The sequence below is a fragment of the Streptomyces sp. NPDC016469 genome, from assembly GCF_040632905.1.
GTDB lineage: Bacteria > Actinomycetota > Actinomycetes > Streptomycetales > Streptomycetaceae > Streptomyces.
In genome coordinates, this window is the sequence record NZ_JBEYCQ010000029.1 from 25,466 (window position 1) to 47,148 (window position 21,683).

General features: G+C 72.5%; 20 protein-coding genes. 15 read left to right on the top strand and 5 right to left on the bottom strand.

Translation table 11 applies throughout. The features are described from left to right. The first annotated feature begins 27 nt into the window (after positions 1-27). The 5 genes from ABZ565_RS27785 (at position 28) to ABZ565_RS27805 (ending at position 4,212) form a co-directional block, all read left to right on the top strand. The gene (locus tag ABZ565_RS27785; protein ID WP_361032461.1) at positions 28-372 is read left to right on the top strand and encodes a hypothetical protein; all 345 of its coding nucleotides are present in this window, start codon (positions 28-30) and stop codon (positions 370-372) included. 131 nt (positions 373-503) lie between these two features. Continuing rightward, a complete protein-coding gene (locus tag ABZ565_RS27790) occupies positions 504-1,343 on the top strand; it encodes a CPBP family intramembrane glutamic endopeptidase (protein ID WP_361032464.1) in 840 nt (279 codons plus the stop codon). A 35-nt stretch (positions 1,344-1,378) separates the two neighbouring features. Further along, complete coding sequence (locus ABZ565_RS27795; RefSeq protein WP_361032633.1) at positions 1,379-2,530, top strand: histidine kinase; 1,152 nt, start codon at positions 1,379-1,381, stop codon at positions 2,528-2,530. Next, positions 2,527-3,186: a response regulator transcription factor gene (locus tag ABZ565_RS27800; protein WP_361032467.1), complete on the top strand. Its 660-nt coding sequence runs from the start codon at positions 2,527-2,529 to the stop codon at positions 3,184-3,186. Before ABZ565_RS27795 ends, ABZ565_RS27800 begins: the two co-directional genes overlap by 4 nt. A 126-nt stretch (positions 3,187-3,312) precedes the next feature. Continuing rightward, a complete protein-coding gene (locus tag ABZ565_RS27805) occupies positions 3,313-4,212 on the top strand; it encodes a serine protease (protein WP_361032470.1) in 900 nt (299 codons plus the stop codon). A gap of 64 nt (positions 4,213-4,276) precedes the next feature. On the opposite strand, the gene ABZ565_RS27810 is transcribed toward ABZ565_RS27805, so the two are convergent. The 3 genes from ABZ565_RS27810 to ABZ565_RS27820 all read right to left on the bottom strand — a co-directional run bounded on the left by ABZ565_RS27810 (position 4,277) and on the right by ABZ565_RS27820 (position 8,193). After that, entirely contained in the window at positions 4,277-5,140 is an 864-nt protein-coding gene (locus tag ABZ565_RS27810; protein ID WP_361032473.1) for a DUF1206 domain-containing protein, read from the bottom strand. A gap of 33 nt (positions 5,141-5,173) precedes the next feature. Further along, positions 5,174-6,784: a D-aminoacylase gene (locus tag ABZ565_RS27815; protein ID WP_361032476.1), complete on the bottom strand. Its 1,611-nt coding sequence runs from the start codon at positions 6,782-6,784 to the stop codon at positions 5,174-5,176. 119 nt (positions 6,785-6,903) lie between these two features. After that, positions 6,904-8,193 carry an amino acid deaminase gene (locus ABZ565_RS27820; RefSeq protein WP_361032479.1) on the bottom strand — a complete coding sequence of 430 codons (1,290 nt, stop codon included), beginning with the start codon at positions 8,191-8,193 and terminating at the stop codon, positions 6,904-6,906. 165 nt (positions 8,194-8,358) lie between these two features. Between ABZ565_RS27820 and ABZ565_RS27825 the strand changes: the two genes are divergently transcribed. The 4 genes from ABZ565_RS27825 (at position 8,359) to ABZ565_RS27840 (ending at position 12,159) form a co-directional block, all read left to right on the top strand. Continuing rightward, a complete protein-coding gene (locus tag ABZ565_RS27825) occupies positions 8,359-9,405 on the top strand; it encodes a sugar kinase (protein ID WP_361032482.1) in 1,047 nt (348 codons plus the stop codon). Next, positions 9,402-10,160: an IclR family transcriptional regulator gene (locus tag ABZ565_RS27830; RefSeq protein ID WP_361032485.1), complete on the top strand. Its 759-nt coding sequence runs from the start codon at positions 9,402-9,404 to the stop codon at positions 10,158-10,160. Before ABZ565_RS27825 ends, ABZ565_RS27830 begins: the two co-directional genes overlap by 4 nt. Positions 10,161-10,166: 6 nt before the next feature. Beyond that, positions 10,167-10,577 (top strand): RidA family protein, encoded by a 411-nt coding sequence (locus ABZ565_RS27835; RefSeq protein ID WP_018100981.1) that lies wholly within the window; start codon positions 10,167-10,169, stop codon positions 10,575-10,577. Positions 10,578-10,683: 106 nt separating this feature from the next. Next, positions 10,684-12,159, top strand: a complete 1,476-nt coding sequence (locus ABZ565_RS27840; protein WP_361032489.1) for a gluconate:H+ symporter — start codon at positions 10,684-10,686, stop codon at positions 12,157-12,159. Positions 12,160-12,223: 64 nt separating this feature from the next. On the opposite strand, the gene ABZ565_RS27845 is transcribed toward ABZ565_RS27840, so the two are convergent. Together ABZ565_RS27845 and ABZ565_RS27850 are read right to left on the bottom strand one after the other, a co-directional pair. Next, a complete protein-coding gene (locus ABZ565_RS27845) occupies positions 12,224-14,446 on the bottom strand; it encodes a serine/threonine-protein kinase (protein ID WP_361032492.1) in 2,223 nt (740 codons plus the stop codon). Positions 14,447-14,578: 132 nt separating this feature from the next. Then, entirely contained in the window at positions 14,579-16,309 is a 1,731-nt protein-coding gene (locus ABZ565_RS27850; protein ID WP_361032495.1) for a glycoside hydrolase family 18 protein, read from the bottom strand. Between the two features lie 327 nt (positions 16,310-16,636). On the opposite strand from ABZ565_RS27850, the gene ABZ565_RS27855 reads away from it, so the two are divergent. From ABZ565_RS27855 to ABZ565_RS27880, 6 genes are all read left to right on the top strand, one after another. Then, positions 16,637-17,473, top strand: coding sequence for a hypothetical protein (locus ABZ565_RS27855; protein ID WP_361032636.1), 837 nt, complete (start codon positions 16,637-16,639; stop codon positions 17,471-17,473). A 66-nt stretch (positions 17,474-17,539) separates the two neighbouring features. Then, positions 17,540-18,253 (top strand): Flp pilus assembly protein CpaB, encoded by a 714-nt coding sequence (cpaB, locus tag ABZ565_RS27860; RefSeq protein WP_361032497.1) that lies wholly within the window; start codon positions 17,540-17,542, stop codon positions 18,251-18,253. A gap of 7 nt (positions 18,254-18,260) precedes the next feature. After that, the gene (locus ABZ565_RS27865; RefSeq protein ID WP_361032500.1) at positions 18,261-19,508 is read left to right on the top strand and encodes an AAA family ATPase; all 1,248 of its coding nucleotides are present in this window, start codon (positions 18,261-18,263) and stop codon (positions 19,506-19,508) included. A gap of 23 nt (positions 19,509-19,531) precedes the next feature. Beyond that, complete coding sequence (locus tag ABZ565_RS27870) at positions 19,532-19,936, top strand: TadE/TadG family type IV pilus assembly protein (RefSeq protein WP_361032503.1); 405 nt, start codon at positions 19,532-19,534, stop codon at positions 19,934-19,936. Next, a complete protein-coding gene (locus ABZ565_RS27875) occupies positions 19,930-20,298 on the top strand; it encodes a TadE/TadG family type IV pilus assembly protein (protein ID WP_361032506.1) in 369 nt (122 codons plus the stop codon). Before ABZ565_RS27870 ends, ABZ565_RS27875 begins: the two co-directional genes overlap by 7 nt. A gap of 44 nt (positions 20,299-20,342) precedes the next feature. Then, positions 20,343-21,683, top strand: coding sequence for a CpaF family protein (locus tag ABZ565_RS27880; protein ID WP_361032509.1), 1,341 nt, complete (start codon positions 20,343-20,345; stop codon positions 21,681-21,683).

Consider the following 21,683-nt stretch of genomic DNA (forward strand, 5'->3'; position numbering starts at 1 on the left):
CGGAGTGCTTCGGGGGAGGGACGGCACATGATCGGAAACGGGAAGAAGGACATGGCCGTGATCGTGGTGCGGGACGCGGACGCCGTGGTCGCCGCGCTGCGCGAGGAGCTGGGGCGGGCGGCCGAGACGGACCGCCCCGGCCTGGAGCGGGCCCTCGTACTGGCCGAGGCGCGGACCGGGGCGCCGGACGCGGAGCTGCGCGGGCGCTGGGCGACGACACGGATCAGGGCGGGCGGGTACGACGGGCCGCTGCTCGATTCCGTGGCCGCGGTCAAGGCGCTGCGACAGGCCGAGCCGGGGCTGAGCCTGCGGCAGGCCGTGCAACTGTCGCGGGAGGCGGCGGCGGTGTCGCTGACGGTGGCGAAACCCTAGTCCGCCCCGCGGTGTCCCCCGTGCGAGCTACGCGCAGGTGTCCACCCAGCGGTGACGCTTTCGGCCCCGGACGTTCATAGCGTTCAGGGGTAGCCGCGGCAGGTCGCCGCGGACGCGTCCGAGGGGGACTCATGAGAGTGGTCTGGCAACTTCTCGCCGTCGTGGCGGTCTGGGCGATCGGCGGTCAGTGCGTCAACGCGGTGGACGGAAACCCGTGGCTCACGCTCGCGATCGGCCTCGTGACGGCGGTGCTCGCCGTCCTGGCCTACCGATGGGTGGTGGGGCGCACCGAGCACCGCCAGGTCACCGAGCTCGCCCGGGAGGGTGCGCCGTCGGCCCTGGGGCGCGGTGCGCTCATGGGGCTGGTGCTGTTCGTGGCGGTCATCGCGAACGTCGCCCTCCTCGGGGACTACGAGGTGAACGGCCTGGGGTCGGTCACGGGGGCGGTCGGGTTCGTCGGCTTCATGGCCGCCGCCGCCGTCACGGAGGAAGTGGTGTTCCGGGGCGTGCTGTTCCGGCTCGTCGAGGAGCGCGCCGGGACCTTGATCGCGCTGACGTCGACCGGGTTGCTGTTCGGGCTGATGCACCTGGCCAACCCGGACGCGAACCTGTGGGGCGCGCTCGCCATCGCGATCGAGGCGGGCGGCATGCTCGGCGCCGCGTACGCCGCCACCCGCAGCCTGTGGCTGCCCATCGGCCTGCACTTCGCCTGGAACTTCGCCGCGGCGGGAATCTTCAGCTCGGAGGTCTCGGGCAACGGCGCCTCCCAGGGTCTCCTGGACTCGACGGCCAACGGCTCCGACCTCGTCACCGGCGGTGACTTCGGGCCGGAGGCGAGTGTGTACTCCGTGGTCTTCGGGGCTCTCGTGACGCTCGCGTTCCTGTGGCTGGCCCGCCGGCGCGGCAATCTGGTGCCGCGTGGCGGACGGCGCGCCGTCCCGGCCCCGGCCGCCACTACAGTGCCCCGGTGATCAGTCTTCGCGAAGTGCCGGCCCGGTGGCGGCGGTTGGGCACCGCCGTCCGCCGGCCGGCGCGGTGGCAGCGGCTCGACTCCACCGTCCGCGACCTGCCGTTCGGGCTGCTGCTCCTCGCCCTGTCGCTCATCCCGGCCTTTCACCGCCACGGGACGCAGCTGGGCGCCGTACCGGAGCGTCCGTTCGACGCGCTGGCCGCGTCGGCCGCCGTACTGGAGAGCCTGTCGCTCGCCCTGCGGCGGCGGTGGCCGGTGGTCTGCCTGGCCCTGGTGGCGCTGGGCTTCGCCGTCGACCAGCTCGGCGGCTACCACATGGTCGCCGGGACCGCGCTGCCCTTCGCCGTGCTGAGCGCGGGGGCCCACCTGGACCGCCACCGGCGCCTCGCCGCCCTCGCCCTGACCGCCGCGTACGTGCCGCTGGCGCTCGCCCTGCACCGGTACGGCACCGAGCCGGTGGACGAGTTCCTGACGTTCTACCTGGTGCTGGCCCTCGTCTGGGGCGTCGGAGCATGGCTGCGCGCCACCCGGGCCGCCGAGGCCGACCGCCGGCTCCGCGTCGCCGAGGAGAGCCGTACCGCCGAACGGGTCCGGATCGCAAGGGAGTTGCACGACGTGGTGACCCATCATGTGACGGCGATGATCGTCCAGGCGGAGGCGGCCCGCTATCTGACCGCCGCGCCCGACCGGCTCGACCGCGCCCTGAACAGCGTCACCGACACCGGACGGCGGGCCGTCAACGACCTGCGCCACCTGCTCGACCTGCTCGACCCGGGCCACGGCGCCGGGGACAGGGAGCCGTCCGTCGGCCGCATTCCGGTCCTGGTCGAGCAGGCGCGGCGGGCCGGGCAGAGCGTGGACTTCAGCGAGGAGGGCGCCCCCGCCGAGTCCACCGGGAGCGCCGAGCTCGTGGCCTACCGTGTGGTGCAGGAGGCGCTGACGAACGCGCTCAAGTACGCCCAGGGCGGCCGGACTTCGGTGCGCGTGCGGCACGGCGGAAGAGAGATCACCGTGGAGGTCGGCACGGACGGCTCCGGGACGCGCGCCGAGGTGCCCCCGGGCAGCGGACGGGGGCTGGCCGGGCTGCGCGAGCGGGTCGGCGTCCTCGGCGGCGAGTTCCGCGCGGAGCCCGGTCCGGACGGCGGCTTCCTCGTGCGGGCCCGCATACCCTCGGGGAGCGCGTCGTGACCGCACCGGCCCGCGTCCTCGTCTGCGACGACCAGGTGCTCGTCCGCACCGGCCTCGCCACGATCATCGACGCCCAGCCGGACCTGGAGGTGGCGGGCGAGTGCGGCGACGGGCGGACCGCCGTCGAGATGGCCGGGCGGCTGCGCCCGGACGTCGTGGTGATGGACATCCGCATGCCCGAGCTCGACGGCATCGAGGCGACCCGGCTGCTGGCCGGGGCGGGCGTGGAGCGGCCCGTCAAGGTGCTTGTGGTGACCACCTTCAACCTGGACGAGTACGTGTACGAGGCGCTGCGCGCCGGGGCGAGCGGGTTCCTGCTCAAGGACGCCCCGCCCGCCCAGCTGCTGCACGGCATCCGGACCGTGCACACGGGCCAGGCGCTGATAGACCCGGAGGTGACGCGCCGGCTGGTCGGCCGCTACGCCGCCCGGATCCGTCCCGCCGGGGACACCTCGTCCGACATCCCGCTGACCCCGCGCGAACTGGAGGTCCTGCGCCTCATCGCGGACGGGTTCTCCAACAGCGAGATCGCGGGCGCGCTCGTGATCAGCCAGGAGACCGTGAAGACGTTCGTCTCACGCATCCTCGCCAAGCTCGGGCTCCGCGATCGCGTCCAGGCGGTCGTCTACGCCTACCGGCAGGGTCTGGTGACCTGAACGCGCGGCCGGAACCCGCCCCTTGTGCGCCCCCTCTGCGTACGCCAACATGCGCATGTCAAACCGAAGGAACTTCGGTCGCAGAGGCCAGTCGCGCTCTGTTCATTCACAAGAGGGGACCCCCACATGAAAAAGCCTCTCGTCGGTGCACTCTTCGCGGTGCTGCTCCTGGGAGCGGGCATCGCACCCGCGACCGCGGCCACGAGCCACGGCGCGGCACCGGCCGGCACGGCCGGGGCCTCGGCCCCGTCCGGCCACACCGCGGTCGGGACCGACAAGCCGATACGCGCCAAGGCGGTGAACTTCGCCGGGACCGTGGCGCTCAGCAACTGCTCCGGCTCGGTCGTCCGCACGCCGTCCTCGCAGCCGGGCGACCCGGCCCTCGTGCTGTCCAACGGGCACTGCCTGGAGACCGGCTTCCCGGCCCCCGGCGCGGTCGTGTTCAACCGCTCGTCCAGCCGCAGCTTCACCCTGCTCAACGCCTCGGGCAGCGGCGTCGGCACGGTCCGGGCGAGCAAGATCGCGTACGGGACGATGACGGACACCGACATCTCGGTGTACCAGCTCACCTCCACGTACGCGCAGATCGAGAGCCGCTACGGCATCAAGGCGCTGGAGCTCAGCACCACGCATCCCGTCGCGGGCACCGCGATCACCGTCGCGTCCGGGTACTGGAAGCGCATGTACAGCTGCAACGTGGACGGGTTCGTCTACCGCCTCAAGGAGGGGAGCTGGACCTGGAAGGACTCGGTCCGCTACACCTCCGCCTGCCAGACCATCGGCGGCACCTCCGGCTCGCCCGTGATCGACAACGCCACCGGCAAGGTCGTCGCCGTCAACAACACCGGTAACGAGGACGGCGGGCGCTGCACGGACAACAACCCGTGCGAGGTCGACGAGAACGGGCAGGTGACGGTCCGCCAGGGCATCAACTACGCCCAGGAGACCTACGGCATCGCCGCGTGCATCGGCACCGGCAACGTCTTCGACCTGAACCGTGCGGGGTGTGCGCTGCCCAAGCCGTGACCCGTCGTACGTGAGAAGGGGCGGGGCCGCCGCGGCCCCGCCCCTTCGTCGCGCGTCACGCGGTTCAGAGCTTGCGCCACCGCGCGTTGGCGAGGGAGAAGAGACCGAAGGCGACCAGGCCGACGGCTATGAGGCCCAGCAGCCACGGGCCCGCCGGGGTGGCGCTGAAGGACCGCAGGGTGTCGTCCATGCCCTTGGCCTCACCGGAGCGCGCCTTCACCGCCGCGGACACCGCGAAACCTCCGGCGACCGCGAAGACGAGGCCCCGGCTGACGCCGCCGAAGATCCCGGTGACGTCCACGGCCCGCCGCATGGCCGGCGACATGTCGCCCATCCGCAGGTGCTTGTGGAACTTGCGCAGCGCGGCGCGGCCCGCGATCCACAGGCCCGCGCAGGCGATGCCCACACCGGCCGCGCCCACCAGCCAGCGCCCGCCCGGCAGGTCCAGCGCCCGGGCCGTGACGTCCTGCGAGCGGGCGTCGCCCTTGCCGCTGCCGCTGCCCTTGTCACCGGCCGCGAACGACAGGACCGAGTAGGCGACGAAGCCGTAGAAGACGGCCCGTCCGCCGGAGGCCAGCCGCTTGGTCGCCTTGTGGCCGTCCGGACCCGCCGCGCCGAATGCCGCCTCGGACAGCCGCCACAGGGCCATGCCCGCGAGCGCGATGCCCAGGACCCACAGCAGGACGTGGCCGAAGGGCTTCTGCGCGATCTCCGCGAGTGCCCCGCCCCGGTCCGCCTGCTTTCCGCCGCCGCCCTTGCCGTCGCTGTCGCCGCCGCTGAACGCGATGCGCAGGGCGAGAAAGCCGACGAGGAAGTAGATGGCCCCGCGCGCAACGAACCCCGCACGGCCGGCCGTCTCGACGGCCGTGCTGTTCCCCGCCTGCCGGGCCTTTCCGTGACTCTTCGAGGCTGTCGCAGAGATATTCATGACACCCGGTTGCCCTGGCGGCGTCCGCAGAAACTACACTGCGCCCTCCGTCGAGCGCACCGAACGCCCGGCCAGGACCTGCGTCCGCCTGCCGTCCTCGATCACGAAGCGGCCGTCGATCAGCACGTGCGGGATGCCCACCGGCAGGGTACGGGGGGCCTTGAACGTCGAGCCCGCCGCGACCGTCGCCGGGTCGAAGAGCACCAGGTCGGCGCGGTAGCCCTCGCGTACGAGGCCCCGGTCGGGGAGGCGCAGCCGGGCCGCAGGGCGGGCGGTGAGGTGGGCGACGCACTCCTCCAGGGAGAGGATGCCCAGCTCGCGTGCGTACCGGCCCAGGTAGTGGGGAAAGGTGCCGTACGCGCGGGGGTGCGGCTTGTCGCCCTGGAGGATGCCGTCGCTGCCGCCCGTGTGCACGCGGTGGCGCATGATCTGCCGGACGTTCTCCTCGTGGCCGACGTGCTGGAGGATCGTCGTCCCGAGCCGGTCCTCCACCAGCAGCCGCCGGGCGGTCACCCAGGGCTCCTCGCCCCGCAGGGCCGCGGACTCGGCCACCGTATGCCCGACGTATCCGGCGAGTGCGGGCGCTCCGGTGCCGGAGATCTCGATGGTGTCCCACTCGATCGGCACCCCGTGGCAGCCGTCCGACCCCACGATCTCCAGGTCGTGGCGGATGCGGGCGGCCGTCTCCGCGTCGGCCAGCCGGGCCAGGACCGCCTCCGGGCCGCCCTCGCTCGCCCAGCTGGGCAGCATCGCGACGAGGGTCGTGCAGCCGGGGGTGTACGGGTAGGTGTCGAGGGAGATGTCGGCGCCCGCGTCGAGCGCGTCGTCCAGGAGGGCGAGGAGGTCGGGGGCGCGGCCCTCGTTGACCCCGAAGTTCATGGTCGCGTGCGCCAGATGCAGGGAACAGCCCGCGCTGCGGGTGAGCCGCACCATCTCCTCGTACGCCTCCAGGGCGCCTGCCCCGTACGAGCGGTGGTGCGGGCAGTAGTAGCCGCCGTGCGCGGCCACCACCCGGCACAGCTCGGTGAGTTCGGCGTCGTCCGCGTACATGCCGGGGGTGTAGGTGAGGCCCGAGGACATGCCGACCGCGCCCTCGCGCATGCCCTGGTCCACGAGCCGGCGCATCCGGTCCAGCTCGGCCTCGGTGGCGGGGCGGTCGTCCCAGCCCACCGCGTACATCCGGACCGTGCCCTGCGGGATGAGGTAGGCGGCGTTGACCGCGATGCCCTGGCGGTCGAGGCGGTCCAGGTAGCCGCCGACGGTCCGCCAGTCGAAGTCGATGTCCTCGCCGTCGCCGTTCCAGCCGGAGATGGAACGGCGGACCTGGGCGAGCGTGCGGTCGTCCACGGGCGCGTACGACAGGCCGTCCTGGCCCAGGACCTCCAGCGTGACGCCCTGCGCGGCCTTCGCGCTGTGGTCCGGGTCGCGGAGCAGCGCCAGGTCGCTGTGGGCGTGCATGTCGATGAAACCGGGGGACAGGGCGAGGCCGGCGGCGTCCAGGGTGCGCCTCCCCGCGGGGCGGGGGCCCGGGGAGCCCTCGCGGTGGATCTCCGCGATGCGGCCGTCGGTGACGGCCACGTCGGCGCGGTAGGAGGGAGTGGCGGTGCCGTCTATGACGGTCGCATCGCGGATGACGAGGTCCATGGAGTGCCTTTCGGGGTCCGGGAGCGGGGGCTCCGCCCCCGGGCCCCGCTCCTCGATCGCCGGCGGGGCTTGAAGTGATGAGAAGCCGGAGGGGCTTGGAACGCCGCTGGGAATGCCGCTCAGAAGAACGTGCGGATGAAGTCCGTGACCGTGCCGTCCGCCTCCACGAGCGGGATCAGCTGCCACTTGTCGAAGCTGGTGCAGGGGTGGGACAGGCCCATCCCCACCCAGTCCCCGACATCGAGGCGCGCTCCCTCGTCCGTGCGGACCCAGGTGTGCTGGTCGGACAGGCCGGTCACGGTGATCCCCTCGGCCGGACGCTCCGAGCCGTCCCGGGCCGAGCGCACCACCTGCGCCTCGGGCAGGTCCAGGTCGTACGCCGCGTCGCGCTTGCCCGCGTTGAGGAACGCCTGCCCGGCGGACGGGCGCGACACCACCTGCGCCCACAGCCGGAACGCGGGCCGCAGCGCGCCTTCCTCCGGGACGCGGTTGAACGGCGTGAGGTGGCGGTAGTGCCCGTCGTCGTGCGAGACGTACGCCCCCGAGCGCAGCAGCTTGAGTACGGGGGCGGAGAGCTCCGGGATCTCGGCGAACACGTCCGCGACCGCGTCGAACCACGCGCTGCCGCCCGCGCTGATCACGATGCGCTCACCGGCCCCCAGCGCGCCGAAGCGGCCCGCCGCGTCGAAGTCGGCGGCCAGCGCGACGAGCCTGCGCAGCCACGCCCGGACCCGGTCGCCGTCCGCGTCCGGCACCTCGCCCTCGTATCCGGCCACGCCGACCAGACGCAGGGCCGGCGCCCCGGCCACCGCGTCCGCCACGGCCGCGCAGTCCGCCTCGGTCCGCGCGCCGGTGCGCGCGCCCTCGCCCGCGCCCAGCTCCACGACGACGCCGACCGGGCGGGAGGCCCCCGCGGCGCGCAGGGCCTCGTCCATCAGCTCGACGCCGCGCACGGAGTCCACGTAGCAGACGAAGGTGAAGTCCGGGTCGGCGTCCAGCTCGGACGCGAGCCAGCGCAGCGCGGCGGCGTCGACCAGCTCGTTGGCGAGGAAGATCCGGCCGATCCCGAACGCGCGGTAGACCCGCGCCTGGTGGGGAACGGCGGCCGTGATGCCCCACGCACCGTGCTCCAGCTGGCGGGCGAAGAGCTGCGGGGACATCGACGTCTTGCCGTGCGGGGCGAAGGCGAGGCCGTGGCGTTCCGCGTACGTCTCCAGGAGCGCGAGGTTGTGCTCGACCGACTCGGCGGACAGGGCGAGCACGGGGGTCGTGAAGCCGCCGCCGAAGAGGTTGCGGCGCTCGGCCGCCAGGGCGCCGACGGTCAGGCCCTCGGCGTCGGGCGGGAGGCCCTTGAACCGGTGGTCGACCGGTTCGTCGGCGAGAGCGGTCACGTGGGGCGCGGCGGCCATGGGGTCTCCTCGGTCCGGGTCCGGTCAGGGTGTGATCTGGTCAGGGTGCGATTGCAACATATGCAACACCCATTGCGTATATCGCTCAGGGCTGTCTAACATCCGAGCCGACGCCCGGTCAATGGTGAGTGCCGGTGCCGCCGCCCGACTGCTGAGGAGCCCCGCGTGTCCGGAACCACGCCCGCCGACGTCGTGTGCCTCGGTGAGTCCATGGTGACGTTCCTGCCCTCGCGGCCCGGGCGCCTCGCCGACGTGCCGTCCTTCGACCGGGGCATCGGCGGCGCCGAGTCCAACGTCGCCTGCGCGCTGGCCGCGGCCGGGCACCGGGCGGCCTGGGTGAGCCGGGTCGGGGCGGACGGCTTCGGCGACCACCTCGTGGAGGCGGTCGCCGCGTACGGCGTGGACACGTCCTTCGTACGGCGCGATCCTTCGCGGCCCACCGGGATCTACTTCCGCACGGCCACGGACCGGGCCACGGACGTCCACGAGGTGGCGTACTACCGGGCCGGGTCCGCGGCCTCCGCGATGTCGCCCGTGACGGTGCCGTGCGACGAGCTGCCCTCCGGGCGGATCCTGCACCTGTCCGGGATCACCGCCGCGCTGTCCGCTGACTGTCTGGCCCTGCTCCACGAGCTGACCGCCCCGCGCGAGGGGCGGCCGCTGATCTCGTTCGACGTGAACTACCGGCCGGGGCTGTGGCGGGAGGAGTCCCCCGCGGTGCTGCTGGATCTGGCGCGGCGGGCGGACGTGGTGTTCGTGGGGGAGGACGAGGCGGAGTCGGCGTGGGGGGTCGCGGGGGCCGCCGCGATCCGGGAGGCGCTGCCGGAGCCGGGGGTGGTGGTGGTGAAGCACGGCGCCGACGGTGTGACGGTGTTCTCCCATGAACCGGGGCTCCGCCCCGGAGCCCCGGAAGGGGCCGATGAGGTCACCCACGTCCCCGCGCTCCGTGTCGACGTCGTCGCCCCCGTCGGCGCCGGCGACGCCTTCGCCGCCGGGTTCCTGTCCGCCACCCTCCGTGAACTCCCGGTCCGGGACCGGGCGCGGCACGGGCACCTCATGGCCGCCGCGGTCCTCACCGTCCCCGGCGACCTCACCGCACCGCCCCCGCGCGAGCGGGCCGACCGGCTGGCTGCGCTGGACGACGACGCCTGGGGGAGACTGCGTCTCGGCCCCGGGTGGACGGGGGACGACACGGAGGTACGTACGCCATGAGCCAGACCGTCGACCGCGCGCTGAGCATCCTGCCGCTCCTCGCCCAGGGGCCCGCCGACCTCGGACAGGTCGCCGACCGCCTCGGCGTCCACAAGTCCACCGCGCTGCGCCTGCTCCGCACGCTCCACGAGCACGGGCTCGTCTACCGGCAGCAGGACCAGCGCTACCGCCTCGGCGCACGGCTCTTCGCGCTCGCGCAGGAGGCCGTGGAGAACCTCGACGTACGCGAGATCGCCCACCCGCACCTCGCCGAGCTGAACGAGCTCTGCGGGCACACCGTCCACCTCGCCGTGTACGAGGAGAACGAGGTCCTCTACATCGACAAGGTCGAGAGCCGCTACCCGGTCCGGATGTACTCGCGGATCGGCAAGCCCGTCGCGATCACCGTCGCCGCCGTGGCCAAGCTGCTCCTCGCCGACCTGAGCGAGACGGAGCGGCGGGCCATCGCCGACAAGCTCGACTACCCCATGTACACGTCCCGTTCGACGCCCGGCGCCGCCGCGTTCCTCAAGGAGCTCGCCGCCGTACGCGAACAGGGCTGGGCCACCGACCTCGGCGGCCACGAGGAGTCCATCAACTGCGTCGGCGCCCCCATTCGCGGCGCCGACGGGCGCGTCGTCGCCGCGATGTCGGTCTCCGCGCCGAACGTGGTCGTCACGGCCGAGGAACTCCTCACCCTGCTCCCCCTGGTCCGTCGGACCGCCGACACCATCAGCCGGGAGTACTCCGGCAGCAACCGACCCAAGAAAGTCTGATCAGCGATGACCGACAAGACCGCGCTCACCCCCAGCACCCACACCACGCCGCCCGCGAAGTTCTCGCACGGCGTGCGCAAGGGCAACATCCTCCAGGTCGCCGGCCAGGTCGGCTTCCTCCCCGCCGTCGAGGGCCAGGCGCCCACCCCGGCCGGCCCCACCCTGCGCGAGCAGACCCTCCAGACCTTCGCGAACGTCAAGGCGATCCTGGAGGAGGGCGGCGCGAGCTGGGACGACGTGATGATGATGCGCGTCTACCTCACGGACGTGGACCACTTCGCCGAGATGAACGAGATCTACAACGCGTACTTCGCCGAGCAGAACCTCAAGGAGGCCCCGGCCGCGCGCACCACGGTCTACGTCGGCCTCCCGAAGGGCCTCCTCATCGAGATCGACGCCCTCGCCGTCCTGGGCTGAGCCATCCCCGTAATCCGCACCCTGCCCGGCACGGCGCCGCACATCCCCGAGGCGCCGTGCCGCGGTCCCCCCTGCCCAGAAACATGGACGAACAACGGAGTTACCCATGCAGCTCGCCGCAGGTCCCACCCCCGCCGAGACGCCACCCCACACCGGTGGACTCCTCCTCCTCATCGACGGCACGCCCGGTCTGCTGACCGTCGCCGCCCTCGGCATCGCGCTCCTCCTCTTCCTGATCATCAAGATCAGGCTCCAGCCGTTCGTCGCGCTGCTCGCGGTCTCCATAGCCGTCGGCCTGGGCGCGGGGCTCTCCGTGACCGAACTCTTCGGCACCGTGCAGAAGTCCGCCGCCGTCTCCGTCATCGAATCGGGCATGGGCGGCATCCTCGGCCATGTCGCGATCATCATCGGGCTCGGCACGATGCTCGGCGCGATCCTGGAGGTCTCCGGCGGCGCCGAGGTGCTGAGCGCCCGGCTGCTGCGGCTCTTCGGCGAGAAGCGCGCCCCGCTCGCGATGGGCCTGACCGGTCTGATCTTCGGCATCCCGGTCTTCTTCGACGTCGGCATCTTCGTCCTCGCGCCGATCGTCTACGCCGCCGCCAAGCGGTCCGGCAAATCGATTCTGCTCTACTCGATGCCGCTGCTCGCGGGCCTGTCCATGACCCACGCGTTCCTGCCGCCGCACCCCGGCCCGGTCGCCGCCGCAGGCCTCTTCCACGTCTCGCTCGGCTGGGTCATCCTCATGGGCGCCCTCGTCGGCATCCCGTCCGTGCTCGCCGCCTGGGGTTACGCCGCCTGGATCGGCAAGCGGATCTTCGTGGACGTCCCCCAGGACATGGTGGAGGCCGCCGAGGAGGCGAAGGCCGCCGTCGTCGCCGAGCAGCGGGCCGCCGGGGTCACCCCGCACGAGGCGCCGGTCGCGCTCTCCACCGTGCTCGCCATCATCGGCACCCCGCTGATCCTGATCCTCGCCGCCACGTTCTCCTCGATCGCGATGGACCCCTCGACGGGCCGCTCGGTCATCGAGTTCTTCGGGAACCCCTTCGTCGCCCTGACGATCGCGCTGCTGCTCGCGTACTACCTGCTCGGCATCCGGCGCGGCTGGTCCCGCAAGTCCCTGGAATCCGTGTCCACTTCCTCGCTGAAGCCGGTCGGAAACATCCTGCTCGTCGTCGGCGCCGGCGGCATCTTCGGTGCCGTGCTCAAGGGCAGCGGCATCGCGGACGCGCTCGCCGACACCTTCAACGACGTCGGCCTGCCCGTCATCCTGCTCGCCTGGCTGATCTCGGCCGTGCTGCGCATCGCCCAGGGCTCGGCGACCGTCGCCATCGTCACCACCGCCGGCATCGTGGTCCCGCTCGTGGAGAACCAGGGCTTCTCGCAGGCGCACCTCGCGCTGATCATCATGGCGATCTCGGCCGGCTCGATCATCGCCTCGCACGTCAACGACGGCGGCTTCTGGATGGTGTCGAAGTACTTCGGCATCTCCGAACGCGACACCCTGAAGTCCTGGACCGTGCTGGAAACCGTCCTGTCGGTCGCCGGGTTCGTCGTCGCGGCGCTGCTCAGCCTGGTGATCTAGCCGTACGCGTACGAGTACGAGTACGAGTACGAGTACGCGTACGCGTACGAGGTACGGGTACGGGTCAGGCGGCCGAGGCGCAGATGATGCTGCGGCCCTGGTTGACCTGCCAGTACCAGAACCGCTCGCCGGGCCCCGCCGGACAGGTCCAGTTCTGGCCCGCCTTCGGGGCCCGGTAGAAGCCGGTGATGCGCAGGATCGACTGGCCCGCCTTCGGCACCTTCGACGCGTTGCAGCGCCACACCACGGTCAGGTCCGCGTTGGTCTCCCCGGTGACGTCGGCCGGGAAACACTGGCCCGCCCGGTACACCCGGTCGAGGCACAGCGTCCGCGTGATCCCGTCGTCGCCCGACCGGCTCCACCAGGTGAAGCCCGCCCCCGTGTCGCACGAGCTGGACGCGCCGGTGCGGGTGCTCACCCGGTTGACGTGCATGTACGCGTTCGAGGCGGTGCAGTTCACCCGGACCGGGCGGCTCGCGCTCATGTTGTCGTAGCCGTCGTTGTACACGTTGAGGCAGTCGCCCGCGTGCACGGCGGCGAACGCCCGGTCGGTGGAGTCCATGGTGGGCGTGGGGGTCGGTGTCGGGGTGGGCGTCGGGCGCTCCGTGACGGTGTCGTCGGTGTCGGAGTCGCTGTCCGTCGAGCCGCCGCCGCTGCCCGACGTGTCCGTGTCCGTGTCGGCGGTCGTGCTGTCGTCCGTGTGCGTGTCGAGGTCGCTGCCCGAGGTGACGGAGCCGGACGCGCTGCTGCCCGAGGCCGAACCGCCGCCCGCCTTCTCCCACGGCTGCCACGTCAGCAGCCCCGCCACGGCGACCAGCGCGAGCAGCCAGCCCAGGGCGGTGGCGCCGGAGGACGACGAGCCGGTGCGCGGGCCCGCCGGGACGGGGGCCGGGGCGGGCGAGGTGGCCCGGGCCCGCGCCTCACGGTCGGCCCGGTCCCGCTCGGCGCGCTGACGGGCGGCGCGCTCGCGGTCGGCCCGCTCCTGCGCCGCCCGCACCCGCGCCACGCGTTCGGCCTCCAGGCGGGCGGCCTCGCGGCGGGCGGCCTCGGCGCGCTCGCGTTCGGCCTGCCTGGCCGCTTCGGCCCGTTCGCGTTCGGCCCGTTCCGCCTGCCGGCGGGCAACCCGCTCCGCCTCCTCGCGCTCCGACTGCTCGCGCTCCGCGCGCTGCCGCTCGGCCAGCTGGGCGAGGGCCGCCAGCTCGCGGCGGGTGCGGTCGCGGCCGGCCCGGGCCTGCCGCTCCGGCGAGTACACCAGCGTCGGAGGCGGCTTCGGGACGGCGCGCGTCCGCTGCGTCACGGTCGGGGTGTGCGACGGGCCGCCCGGGGACCGGCCGCCCGCCCATTCCAGGCCCTGGTTCGCGTACGCGTCGATCAGCGCCGTCCAGCGCGGCGGCAGCCAGCGCGTGCCGCTCGTCGTCATCGGCAGCCCGGCCTGCTGTTCCCGGAAGCGGGCCAGCAGCTCGGCGGGGGTCGGACGGTGCCGGGGCTGCACCGCCAGGCACGGCCGGATCGTCGCGACCAGCTCCTTGGGCAGCCCGGACAGGTCGAGCTCGCCGCGCTGCACCCGGGCCAGCAGCCGCAGCGTGTCGCCGTCCGCACGGTAGGGCGCCCGGCCGGTGGCCAGCAGGAAGAGCGTGGCGCCCAGCGAGTACACGTCGGAGGCGGCCGTGGACTCCTCGCCGCGCGCCTGCTCCGGCGAGGTGAAGGCGATCGTGCCCAGCGTGAGGCCCGTCAGGGTGAGGTCGCTGGCGTGCGAGATGCCGAAGTCGATGACCCGGGGGCCGTCCAGCGGCAGCAGCACGTTCTGCGGCTTCACGTCGCGGTGGACGATCCCCACCCCGTGCAGGGTGACCAGGGCCTGGGCGGTGCCGGCCGCGATCCACCGTACGGCCGATGCGGGCAGCACCCCGCAGGAGCGGACCAGTTCGGAGAGCGGGGGAGCGGCGATGTAGTCGATGGCCATCCAGGGCCGCGCGGCGTCCGGATCGGCGTCCCGTACGCGCGCGGTGAAGGCGCTGTCCACCCGCTGCGCGACCGCCACCTCACGGGCGAATCGCCGCCGGTCGGTGTCGCTGACCCGGCCCTCCGCGAGGAGCGTCTTCACGGCGACGAGGTCCCGGCCGCCGGCCCGGGCCAGATAGATCCGGCCCATGCCGCCGGACGCCAGCCGCCCGAGCAGCCGGTACGGCCCGAGCGTCACCGGATCGCCCCCGCCCAGCGCTTCGATCCGCGCCCCGGCCATGTCGCTCCCCCCGTCGCCCAGCACCGCGCCCCACAACGGTGCCACGTCCGGGCGCGCACAGCCATGCGGCGGGTCAACTCCCGTACAGGACTGTTGCTTTACCGGTATCGAAGACCAGCCCCACACGCAGCAGCGCCGCCGGGGGAGCGGCGGCGCTGCTGGTCATGGGGATGTGGTTTACGGGAGGCCGTGGACGTGCGGGGCGACCGCGTTCGACCAGGCGTTGCCGGCCGTGGCGTCCCAGTTGGTCGACCAGGTCATCGCGCCGCGCACCCCGGGGTACGTCTTCGACGGCTTGAAGCTGCCGCAGCTGGTGCCCTTGGCCAGGCAGTCCAGGGCCGCGTTCACGACCGACGGGGCGACGTAGCCGCTGCCCGCGCCCCGGGTGGAGGCGGGGACGCCGAGGCCGACCTGCGACGGGTCGAGACCGCCTTCGAGCTGGATGCAGGCGAGCGCGGTGAGGAAGTCCACCGAGCCCTGCGAGTAGACCTTGCCGTCGCAGCCGAGCATCGAACCGCTGTTGTAGTACTGCATGTTGACGACGGTCAGGATGTCCTTGATGTTGAGCGCCGTCTTGAAGTACTCGCCCGCGGTGGACTGCATGTCGATGGTCTGCGGGGCCATCGTGATGACGAGGCCGGAGCCCGCCTTCTGCGACAGCGAGCGCAGCGCCTTCGTCATGTACGTGGAGTTGAGGCCGTTCTCCAGGTCGATGTCGACGCCGTTGAAGCCGTACTCCTGGATGAGCGCGTAGACGGAGTTGGCGAAGTTGGTCGCGGACGCGTCGCTGTTGACCGAGACCGAGCCCTTCTCGCCGCCGACCGAGATGATGACGTTCTTGCCGGCCGCCTGCTTCGCCTTGATGTCGGCCTTGAACTGGTCGACGGTGTAGCCGTTCAGGCCTGCCGAGTCCAGGTTGAAGGTGACGGCACCGGGCGTGGTCGTCGCGTCGGCGAAGGAGACCGCGATGATGTCGTAGTTCGCGGGCACGTCGCTGAGCTTCTGGACGGTCGCGCCGTTGTTGAAGTTCTGCCAGTAGCCGGTGACCGCGTGCTTCGGCACGGAGGTGCCCGGGTTCGGGTTGGTACCGCCGGACTTGGCGGTGCGGCCGCTGACGGTCGCGGACTTCACGGACTCACCGGCGGCGTTGGTGGCGGTCACCGCGAACTGGTACGCGGTGTCGGCCGCGAGACCGGTGACGGTCGCCGAGGTGCCGGTGGAGGCGGTGGCCTTCACGCCGTCCTTGTAGACGGTGTAGCCGGTCGCGCCGGACACCGAGTTCCAGGAGAGGGCGATGGAGGACGTGGTGGTCGAGCCGACCGCGAGTCCGGCCGGGGCGCCGGGGATCGACGGGCCGGGGTCGGTGCCGCCGCCGCCGTCGGGGCCGGTCACCGAGATGTCGTCGGCGAGGTAGGCGGCCTGGCCGTACCAGCCGTGCGTGTACACGGTGACGGACGTGGTGTTCGCGCCGGTCGTGAAGCTGGTCTTCAGCTGCGTCCAGCCGGTGGAGCCGGGCGTCCACGTCGAGACGTCGGTGGTTCCGGTGCCGCTGGCGCCCAGGTACGTGTAACCGCCCTGGACCCAGGAGCTGAGCTGGTACGTCGAGTTGGGCTTGACGGCCACGGTCTGCGAGCACTTGGCGTTGTCCTGGCCGGCCGGGGTGGCCTTGAGGGCGGAGGTGCCGCCGTGCACGGGGGACGAGACGGTGGTGCCGGAATTCCCGGTACACGTCCAGTTCGCGAGGCCCGATTCGAAGCCGGCGTTCTTGACGACGTTGACGTCGGCGGCCTCGGCGCTGGTCACGAGCCCGGTGAGGGTCAGGGCGCCGGCCGCGACGACGGCCACGGCGGAGCCGAGGAACGGGCGGGTACGGCGTCTTCTGCGGCTCGGGGCGGGGGAACGATCCACTTGCTGCCTCCGGGAGGAGTCGGGGATGGCGGGGGGGACGACACGGGGGTGCCGGGGGTGTGGAATCGAGGAACGGTGGCCACCGCTGGCCGATAAACTGGTCCAGACCAATCAAGTTGTCAAGACCTCTGGCGGTCTCCGGTGCCCCCGGAGCCGCGCGCGACCTCATCACCCGTGCTCCGCAGGCTTCTTGAAAGTGTTCTCTGTCCTGCCGTACGTGGATAAAGTGCTCAGGCGGGAGCATCCGAGCGGAAGCACCCGGGGGAGCGAGTGCGGCCGTGCGCGGCGGCCCGAGGAACGGGGAGCGGCGTGCCGACAGCCATAGCAGTGACCGGTCCCGGCCTCGTGCTGCCTCCGCAGGACCGCCAGACGCCCCCGGCGGTCGTCCTGCGCGCCCCCGGCGAACAGACCCTGGACCAGGCGCTGGACGACATGCAGCGCCTCCTGGAGCAGCACGGACACGTCATCGCCGTCTACCCGGCCGGCCTGCCCGCCGCGCACGAGCGCCGGCTGCACACCGTCCGCTCGGTCCTGGAGAGCGACCGGATCGCCCTGCTCAAGTCGGACCTGCCGCCGCTCGGCGTGGCCGTACTGGTCCGCCAGTTACGGCAGTTGTCCGTCTGCGACTTCAGTGCCGGTGTCCTCGCCTCCGCCGCGAGGCTCCTGTCCCACTACGTGCACGCCGGCGCGCTGCTCCACTCCGTGGCCCGGCTCGACCGGGTGCCCGTCAGCCTCAAGTCGCACGCCAAGTCCTGGGTTCCCGGCTCCCAGTTCGGCGTGCTCGCCAACCCGCAGCCCCAGCTCGTCAGGGTCGGTACGGGGGAGCTCGCCGGCCCCCGCTTCGCCACGCATCTCCTCGTCGCCCGGGGGCAGTCCCCGTCGGAGTGGGTGACCGGCACGCTGGCCCGTGCGTGGCAGGTGCAGGCGGTCCACGAGGCCGTGCTGCCCGACGAGTCCGCCGGCTGGTGGGGCACCCCGAAGATGATCGAGTTCGTGGCCTACCTGCCCGACATCTCGCTGATCTACCAACTGGTCTCCTCGGTGCGCAGAGAGGTCTGTACGTGGTGCGGAAACGAACTCATCGGCGACCGCTGCGGCCTGTGCAACGCCCCCCTGCACCCGCCCGAGGACCGCACGCGCGGCCCCGCCGCCCTGAACCCCTGAGGTCCGCCCACCGCCCCGCCCCGTACCGCCCGTCGGCCCACATACCCCAACGAGGTCGCTCAGCCCATGAACTCACGGCAACGCCGCGGCGTCATCCTGCTCCTCCTGTCGGTCCTGTGCGCCCTCGCCGCCTTCGCCGGTGTGATCTGGGTGATCGGTGACGTGAACGCGAAGGTGGGCCCCGAGGTGACCGCGTACCGGGTCAAGACCACCATCGCGCCCTACAAGCCCCTGGAGGCGGACCAGTTCGAGAAGGTCTCGATGCCCGAGCGGTGGCTGTCCAAGAGCGCTGTCACCGACCTCTCCGCCCTCCGAGGCAAGATCGCCGTCACCGAACTGCACCCGGGCTCCCTGCTCCAGGAAGACATGCTGGTCGACCGCCCGAAGCTGAAGAGCGGGCAGCAGGAGATCGCCATCATGATCGACGCCGCGACCGGCGTCGCCGGCAAGATCCGGCCCGGCAACCTCGTCAACATCTACGCCACCTTCGCCGGCCGCAACGACAAGGAGAAGCCCACCTCGCGCGTCATCGTGGCCAACGCCCGGGTCATCGACGTCGGCCGGCTCACCTCCCTCGAACCCAAGCCGGAGGACCGCGGCGACGGCCCCACCGAGGCCGTGCCGATCACCTTCGCCCTGGACACCGACGACGCCCAGCGCGTCGCCTACGCGGAGTCCTTCGCCGAACACGTACGCCTCGCCCTGCTCCCCGCCGACAGCCCCACCACCCTGCGCCCGGGCGAGGGCAGCTACGACCTCGACGAAGACAAGACCAAGTGAGGACCGGATGAGCACACGCATCCTCCCGGCCGTCGGTGACGCCGACGCCGCCCGCGCCGTCTCCGGGCTCCTCGGCCAGCTCCCCGACGCGGAGCCGGCCGCCCCGCTCGGCGACTCGACCTCACTGCTCGACACCCTCGCCCGGCTCGCCGCCGAATCCCTGGACGAGCTGCCCGAGGTCGTCCTCGTGCACGAACGGATCGGCCCGGTCCCGGCGCTGGAGCTGATCCGGGAAGTGGCCCTGCGCTTCCCGGCCGTCGGCGTCGTCCTCGTCACCGCCGACACCAGCCCCGGGCTCTACTCCGCCGCCATGGACTCCGGCGCCCGCGGCCTGGTCGGCCTGCCCCTCTCGTACGAGGAGCTGGCGCAGCGCGTCCAGGCCGCGTCCGGCTGGTCCGTCGGGGTGCGCCGCCACCTCGGGGCCGGCGCCGAGCTGCACACCGGACCCGGCGGCACCGTCGTCACCGTCAGCGGAGCCAAGGGCGGCGTCGGCACCACGGTCACCGCCGTCCAGCTGGCCCTGGCCGCCGCCGCCTCCGGGCACACCGTCGCGCTGGCCGACCTGGACCTCCAGTCGGGGGACGTCGCCTCCTACCTCGACGTGCAGTTCCGCCGGTCCGTGGTCGACCTCGCCACCATCCAGGACATCTCGCCCCGGGTCCTCCAGGACGCCCTGTACAACCACGAGAGCGGCGTCGCCCTGCTTCTCGCCCCGGCCGACGGCGAGCGCGGCGAGGACGTCACCGACCGCGTCGTACGCCAGACCGTCAGCGCCCTGCGCCACCGCTACGAGATCGTCGTCATCGACTGCGGTACGTACATGAACTCGGCCAACGCCGCGGCGGTCGAGATGGCGGACCGCACCGTGCTCGTCACCACCCCGGACGTCATCGCCGTCCGGGCCGCCAAGCGCATGGTCCGGCTCTGGGACCGGCTCCAGGTCCGCAAGGCCGAGGAGACCACCACCCTCGTCAACCGCCACACCCGCAACACGGAGATCCAGCCCGCGCTGATCGAGAAGATCACCGCGACCAAGGTCGCCCGGATCGCCGTCCCCGCCGGCTTCAAGGAGCTCCAGGCGGTCGTGGACGCCGGACGCCTCCAGGACCTGGACGCCAAGTCCACCGTGAAACAGGCCCTGTGGGGACTGGCCGGAGACCTCGGTCTGGTCAAGAACGCGGAAGCGGCCGCCCGGGCGGGCAGGCTGAAGGGCGAGCGCGGCGGGTCGGGCGGCCGGCGGGCGCGGGCGAAATGACCACCGAGGGGGAGTGGAGCGCCATGAACCTCTTACGTGCGGGCGTGCGCCGTGACGCCCGCTCCGACCGGGGCCAGACCGCCATCGAGTTCGTCGGCGTCCTGCCCCTCATCCTCCTCACCCTCGCCCTGCTCTGGCAGGCGGGGCTCGTCTGCTACACGTACATCCTGGCGGGGAACGCCGCCGACAAGGCCGTCCGGGCCGCCGCCGTCGCGGAGGGCGACCCGGGGGCGGCCTGCGAGCGTGCGGGGCGCGAGGACGTCCCCGGCGCCTGGAACGCCCGGGTGGTCTGCACCGGCGGCTCCGGCGAGCTGGTCAGCGCAACGGTGCGCGTCGACGTACCCCTGCTGTTCCCCGGGGCGTTCAGCGTCCCCATGCACGCCACGGGCGAGGCCAAGGCCAGGAACGAGAGGCGGGACGCATGGTGACCCGGCGCCGTTCCGGCTTCCGGCAGCGCGGGCAGGCCGCCGTCGAGTACGTGGGCGTGCTCACCCTGCTCCTCCTCGTCGCGCTCGCCGTGGCGCAGCTCGGCATCGCCGTCTACGCCGCCCAGCAGGCGGGCACGGCCGCGCGGGCGGCGGCCCGGGTGGCGTCGACCGAGGGCCAGCAGGGCCGGGCGGCCGCCGTGGCGAAGGAGTCCATGAGCGGCTGGCTTGCGGACGGGGCTTCGGTCACCGAGGAGACCGGCGGCGAGGCCGTGACCGTACAGGTGCGGGTTTCCATCCCCGGCCTGCTGCCGATGCTCTCCTTCGGCTCCGTCGAGAAGAGCGCCACCATGCCCCGCGACTGACCCCGACCGAAGCGGCGCCGACCGGAATCGAAGGAGTTGAGCACATGAGCCTGCGGGCGCGCATCACCAGCCCCGAACCCGTGAACGGGATGAGCGAGGAGAGCCGGCTCGTCGGCGCCTACCGCGCCAAACTGCTGGAGGAGATCGACCTCGCCGAGATGTCCGCCCTCGCGGCGGCCGACCGCAGGGCCCGGCTCGAACGCGTCCTCGGCCACATCATCAGCCGCGAGGGCCCCGTGCTGTCCCCCGCGGAGCGCTCGCAGCTCATCCGCCGGGTGGTGGACGAGGCGCTCGGCCTCGGCATCCTCGAACCGCTCCTGGAGGACGCCTCCATCAGCGAGATCATGGTCAACGGCCCCGACCAGGTCTACGTGGAGCGCGGCGGCCGCCTCGAACTCCTCCCCATGCGCTTCTCCTCCAACGACCAGCTGATGCAGACCATCGAACGCATCGTCTCCACGGTCAACCGCCGCGTGGACGAGTCGAACCCGATGGTCGACGCCCGGCTCCCCTCCGGCGAGCGCGTCAACGTGGTCATCCCACCGCTCTCCCTGTCCGGCCCGATCCTCACCATCCGGCGCTTCCCCCGGGCCTTCACCCTCCAGGAGATGATCGCGCTCGGCTCGCTGGACGAGCACATGCTGCTCCTGCTCGCCGGCTTCGTCCGCGCCAAGTTCAACGTGATCGTCTCCGGCGCAACCGGCACCGGAAAGACCACCCTGCTCAACGCGCTCTCCGGGCTGATCCCCGACGGCGAGCGCATCGTCACCATCGAGGACTCCGCCGAGCTCCGCCTCCAGCAGTCCCACGTCATCACGCTGGAGAGCCGCCCGCCCAACGTCGAGGGCAAGGGCCGGGTCACCATCCGCGAGCTCGTCCGCAACTCCCTGCGCATGCGGCCCGACCGCATCATCGTCGGCGAGGTCCGCGGCGGCGAGACCCTGGACATGCTCCAGGCCATGTCCACCGGCCACGACGGCTCCCTCGCCACCGTCCACGCCAACAGCGCGGAGGACGCGCTGATGCGCCTCCAGACCCTCAGCTCCATGTCCGAGGTCGAGATCCCGTTCGCCGCGATCCACGACCAGATCAACAGCGCCGTCGACGTCATCATCCAGCTGACCCGGCACGGTGACGGCTCCCGCCGCGTCACGGAGATCGCCGTCGTGGACTCGTACGGCCGCGAGGACTACCGCATCGTGTCCGTCTGCCGCTTCGACGCCCTCCCGATGGCCGCCGACGGGCGCGTGTACGGGCAGTTCGCGTACTTCCCCGTGCCCCGCCGGGTCGCGGACCGCTTCTACATGGCGAACGAGACCGTCCCCCCGGCGTTCGGCGTCGCCCACACCGACGAGCAGCTGCACACCCGTACGCCCACGGCCTGA

What these genes read in the sequence shown, in the direction of transcription:
- ABZ565_RS27785 (WP_361032461.1), top strand. Translation starts at nt 28, where the DNA reads ATGATCGGAAACGGGAAGAAGGACATGGCCGTGATCGTGGTGCGGGAC.
- ABZ565_RS27790 (WP_361032464.1), top strand. Translation starts at nt 504, where the DNA reads ATGAGAGTGGTCTGGCAACTTCTCGCCGTCGTGGCGGTCTGGGCGATC.
- ABZ565_RS27805 (WP_361032470.1), top strand. Translation starts at nt 3,313, where the DNA reads ATGAAAAAGCCTCTCGTCGGTGCACTCTTCGCGGTGCTGCTCCTGGGA.
- ABZ565_RS27810 (WP_361032473.1), bottom strand. Translation starts at nt 5,140, where the DNA reads ATGAATATCTCTGCGACAGCCTCGAAGAGTCACGGAAAGGCCCGGCAG.
- ABZ565_RS27815 (WP_361032476.1), bottom strand. Translation starts at nt 6,784, where the DNA reads ATGGACCTCGTCATCCGCGATGCGACCGTCATAGACGGCACCGCCACT.
- ABZ565_RS27820 (WP_361032479.1), bottom strand. Translation starts at nt 8,193, where the DNA reads ATGGCCGCCGCGCCCCACGTGACCGCTCTCGCCGACGAACCGGTCGAC.
- ABZ565_RS27830 (WP_361032485.1), top strand. Translation starts at nt 9,402, where the DNA reads ATGAGCCAGACCGTCGACCGCGCGCTGAGCATCCTGCCGCTCCTCGCC.
- ABZ565_RS27835 (WP_018100981.1), top strand. Translation starts at nt 10,167, where the DNA reads ATGACCGACAAGACCGCGCTCACCCCCAGCACCCACACCACGCCGCCC.
- ABZ565_RS27840 (WP_361032489.1), top strand. Translation starts at nt 10,684, where the DNA reads ATGCAGCTCGCCGCAGGTCCCACCCCCGCCGAGACGCCACCCCACACC.
- cpaB (WP_361032497.1), top strand. Translation starts at nt 17,540, where the DNA reads ATGAACTCACGGCAACGCCGCGGCGTCATCCTGCTCCTCCTGTCGGTC.
- ABZ565_RS27865 (WP_361032500.1), top strand. Translation starts at nt 18,261, where the DNA reads ATGAGCACACGCATCCTCCCGGCCGTCGGTGACGCCGACGCCGCCCGC.
- ABZ565_RS27870 (WP_361032503.1), top strand. Translation starts at nt 19,532, where the DNA reads ATGAACCTCTTACGTGCGGGCGTGCGCCGTGACGCCCGCTCCGACCGG.
- ABZ565_RS27875 (WP_361032506.1), top strand. Translation starts at nt 19,930, where the DNA reads ATGGTGACCCGGCGCCGTTCCGGCTTCCGGCAGCGCGGGCAGGCCGCC.
- ABZ565_RS27880 (WP_361032509.1), top strand. Translation starts at nt 20,343, where the DNA reads ATGAGCCTGCGGGCGCGCATCACCAGCCCCGAACCCGTGAACGGGATG.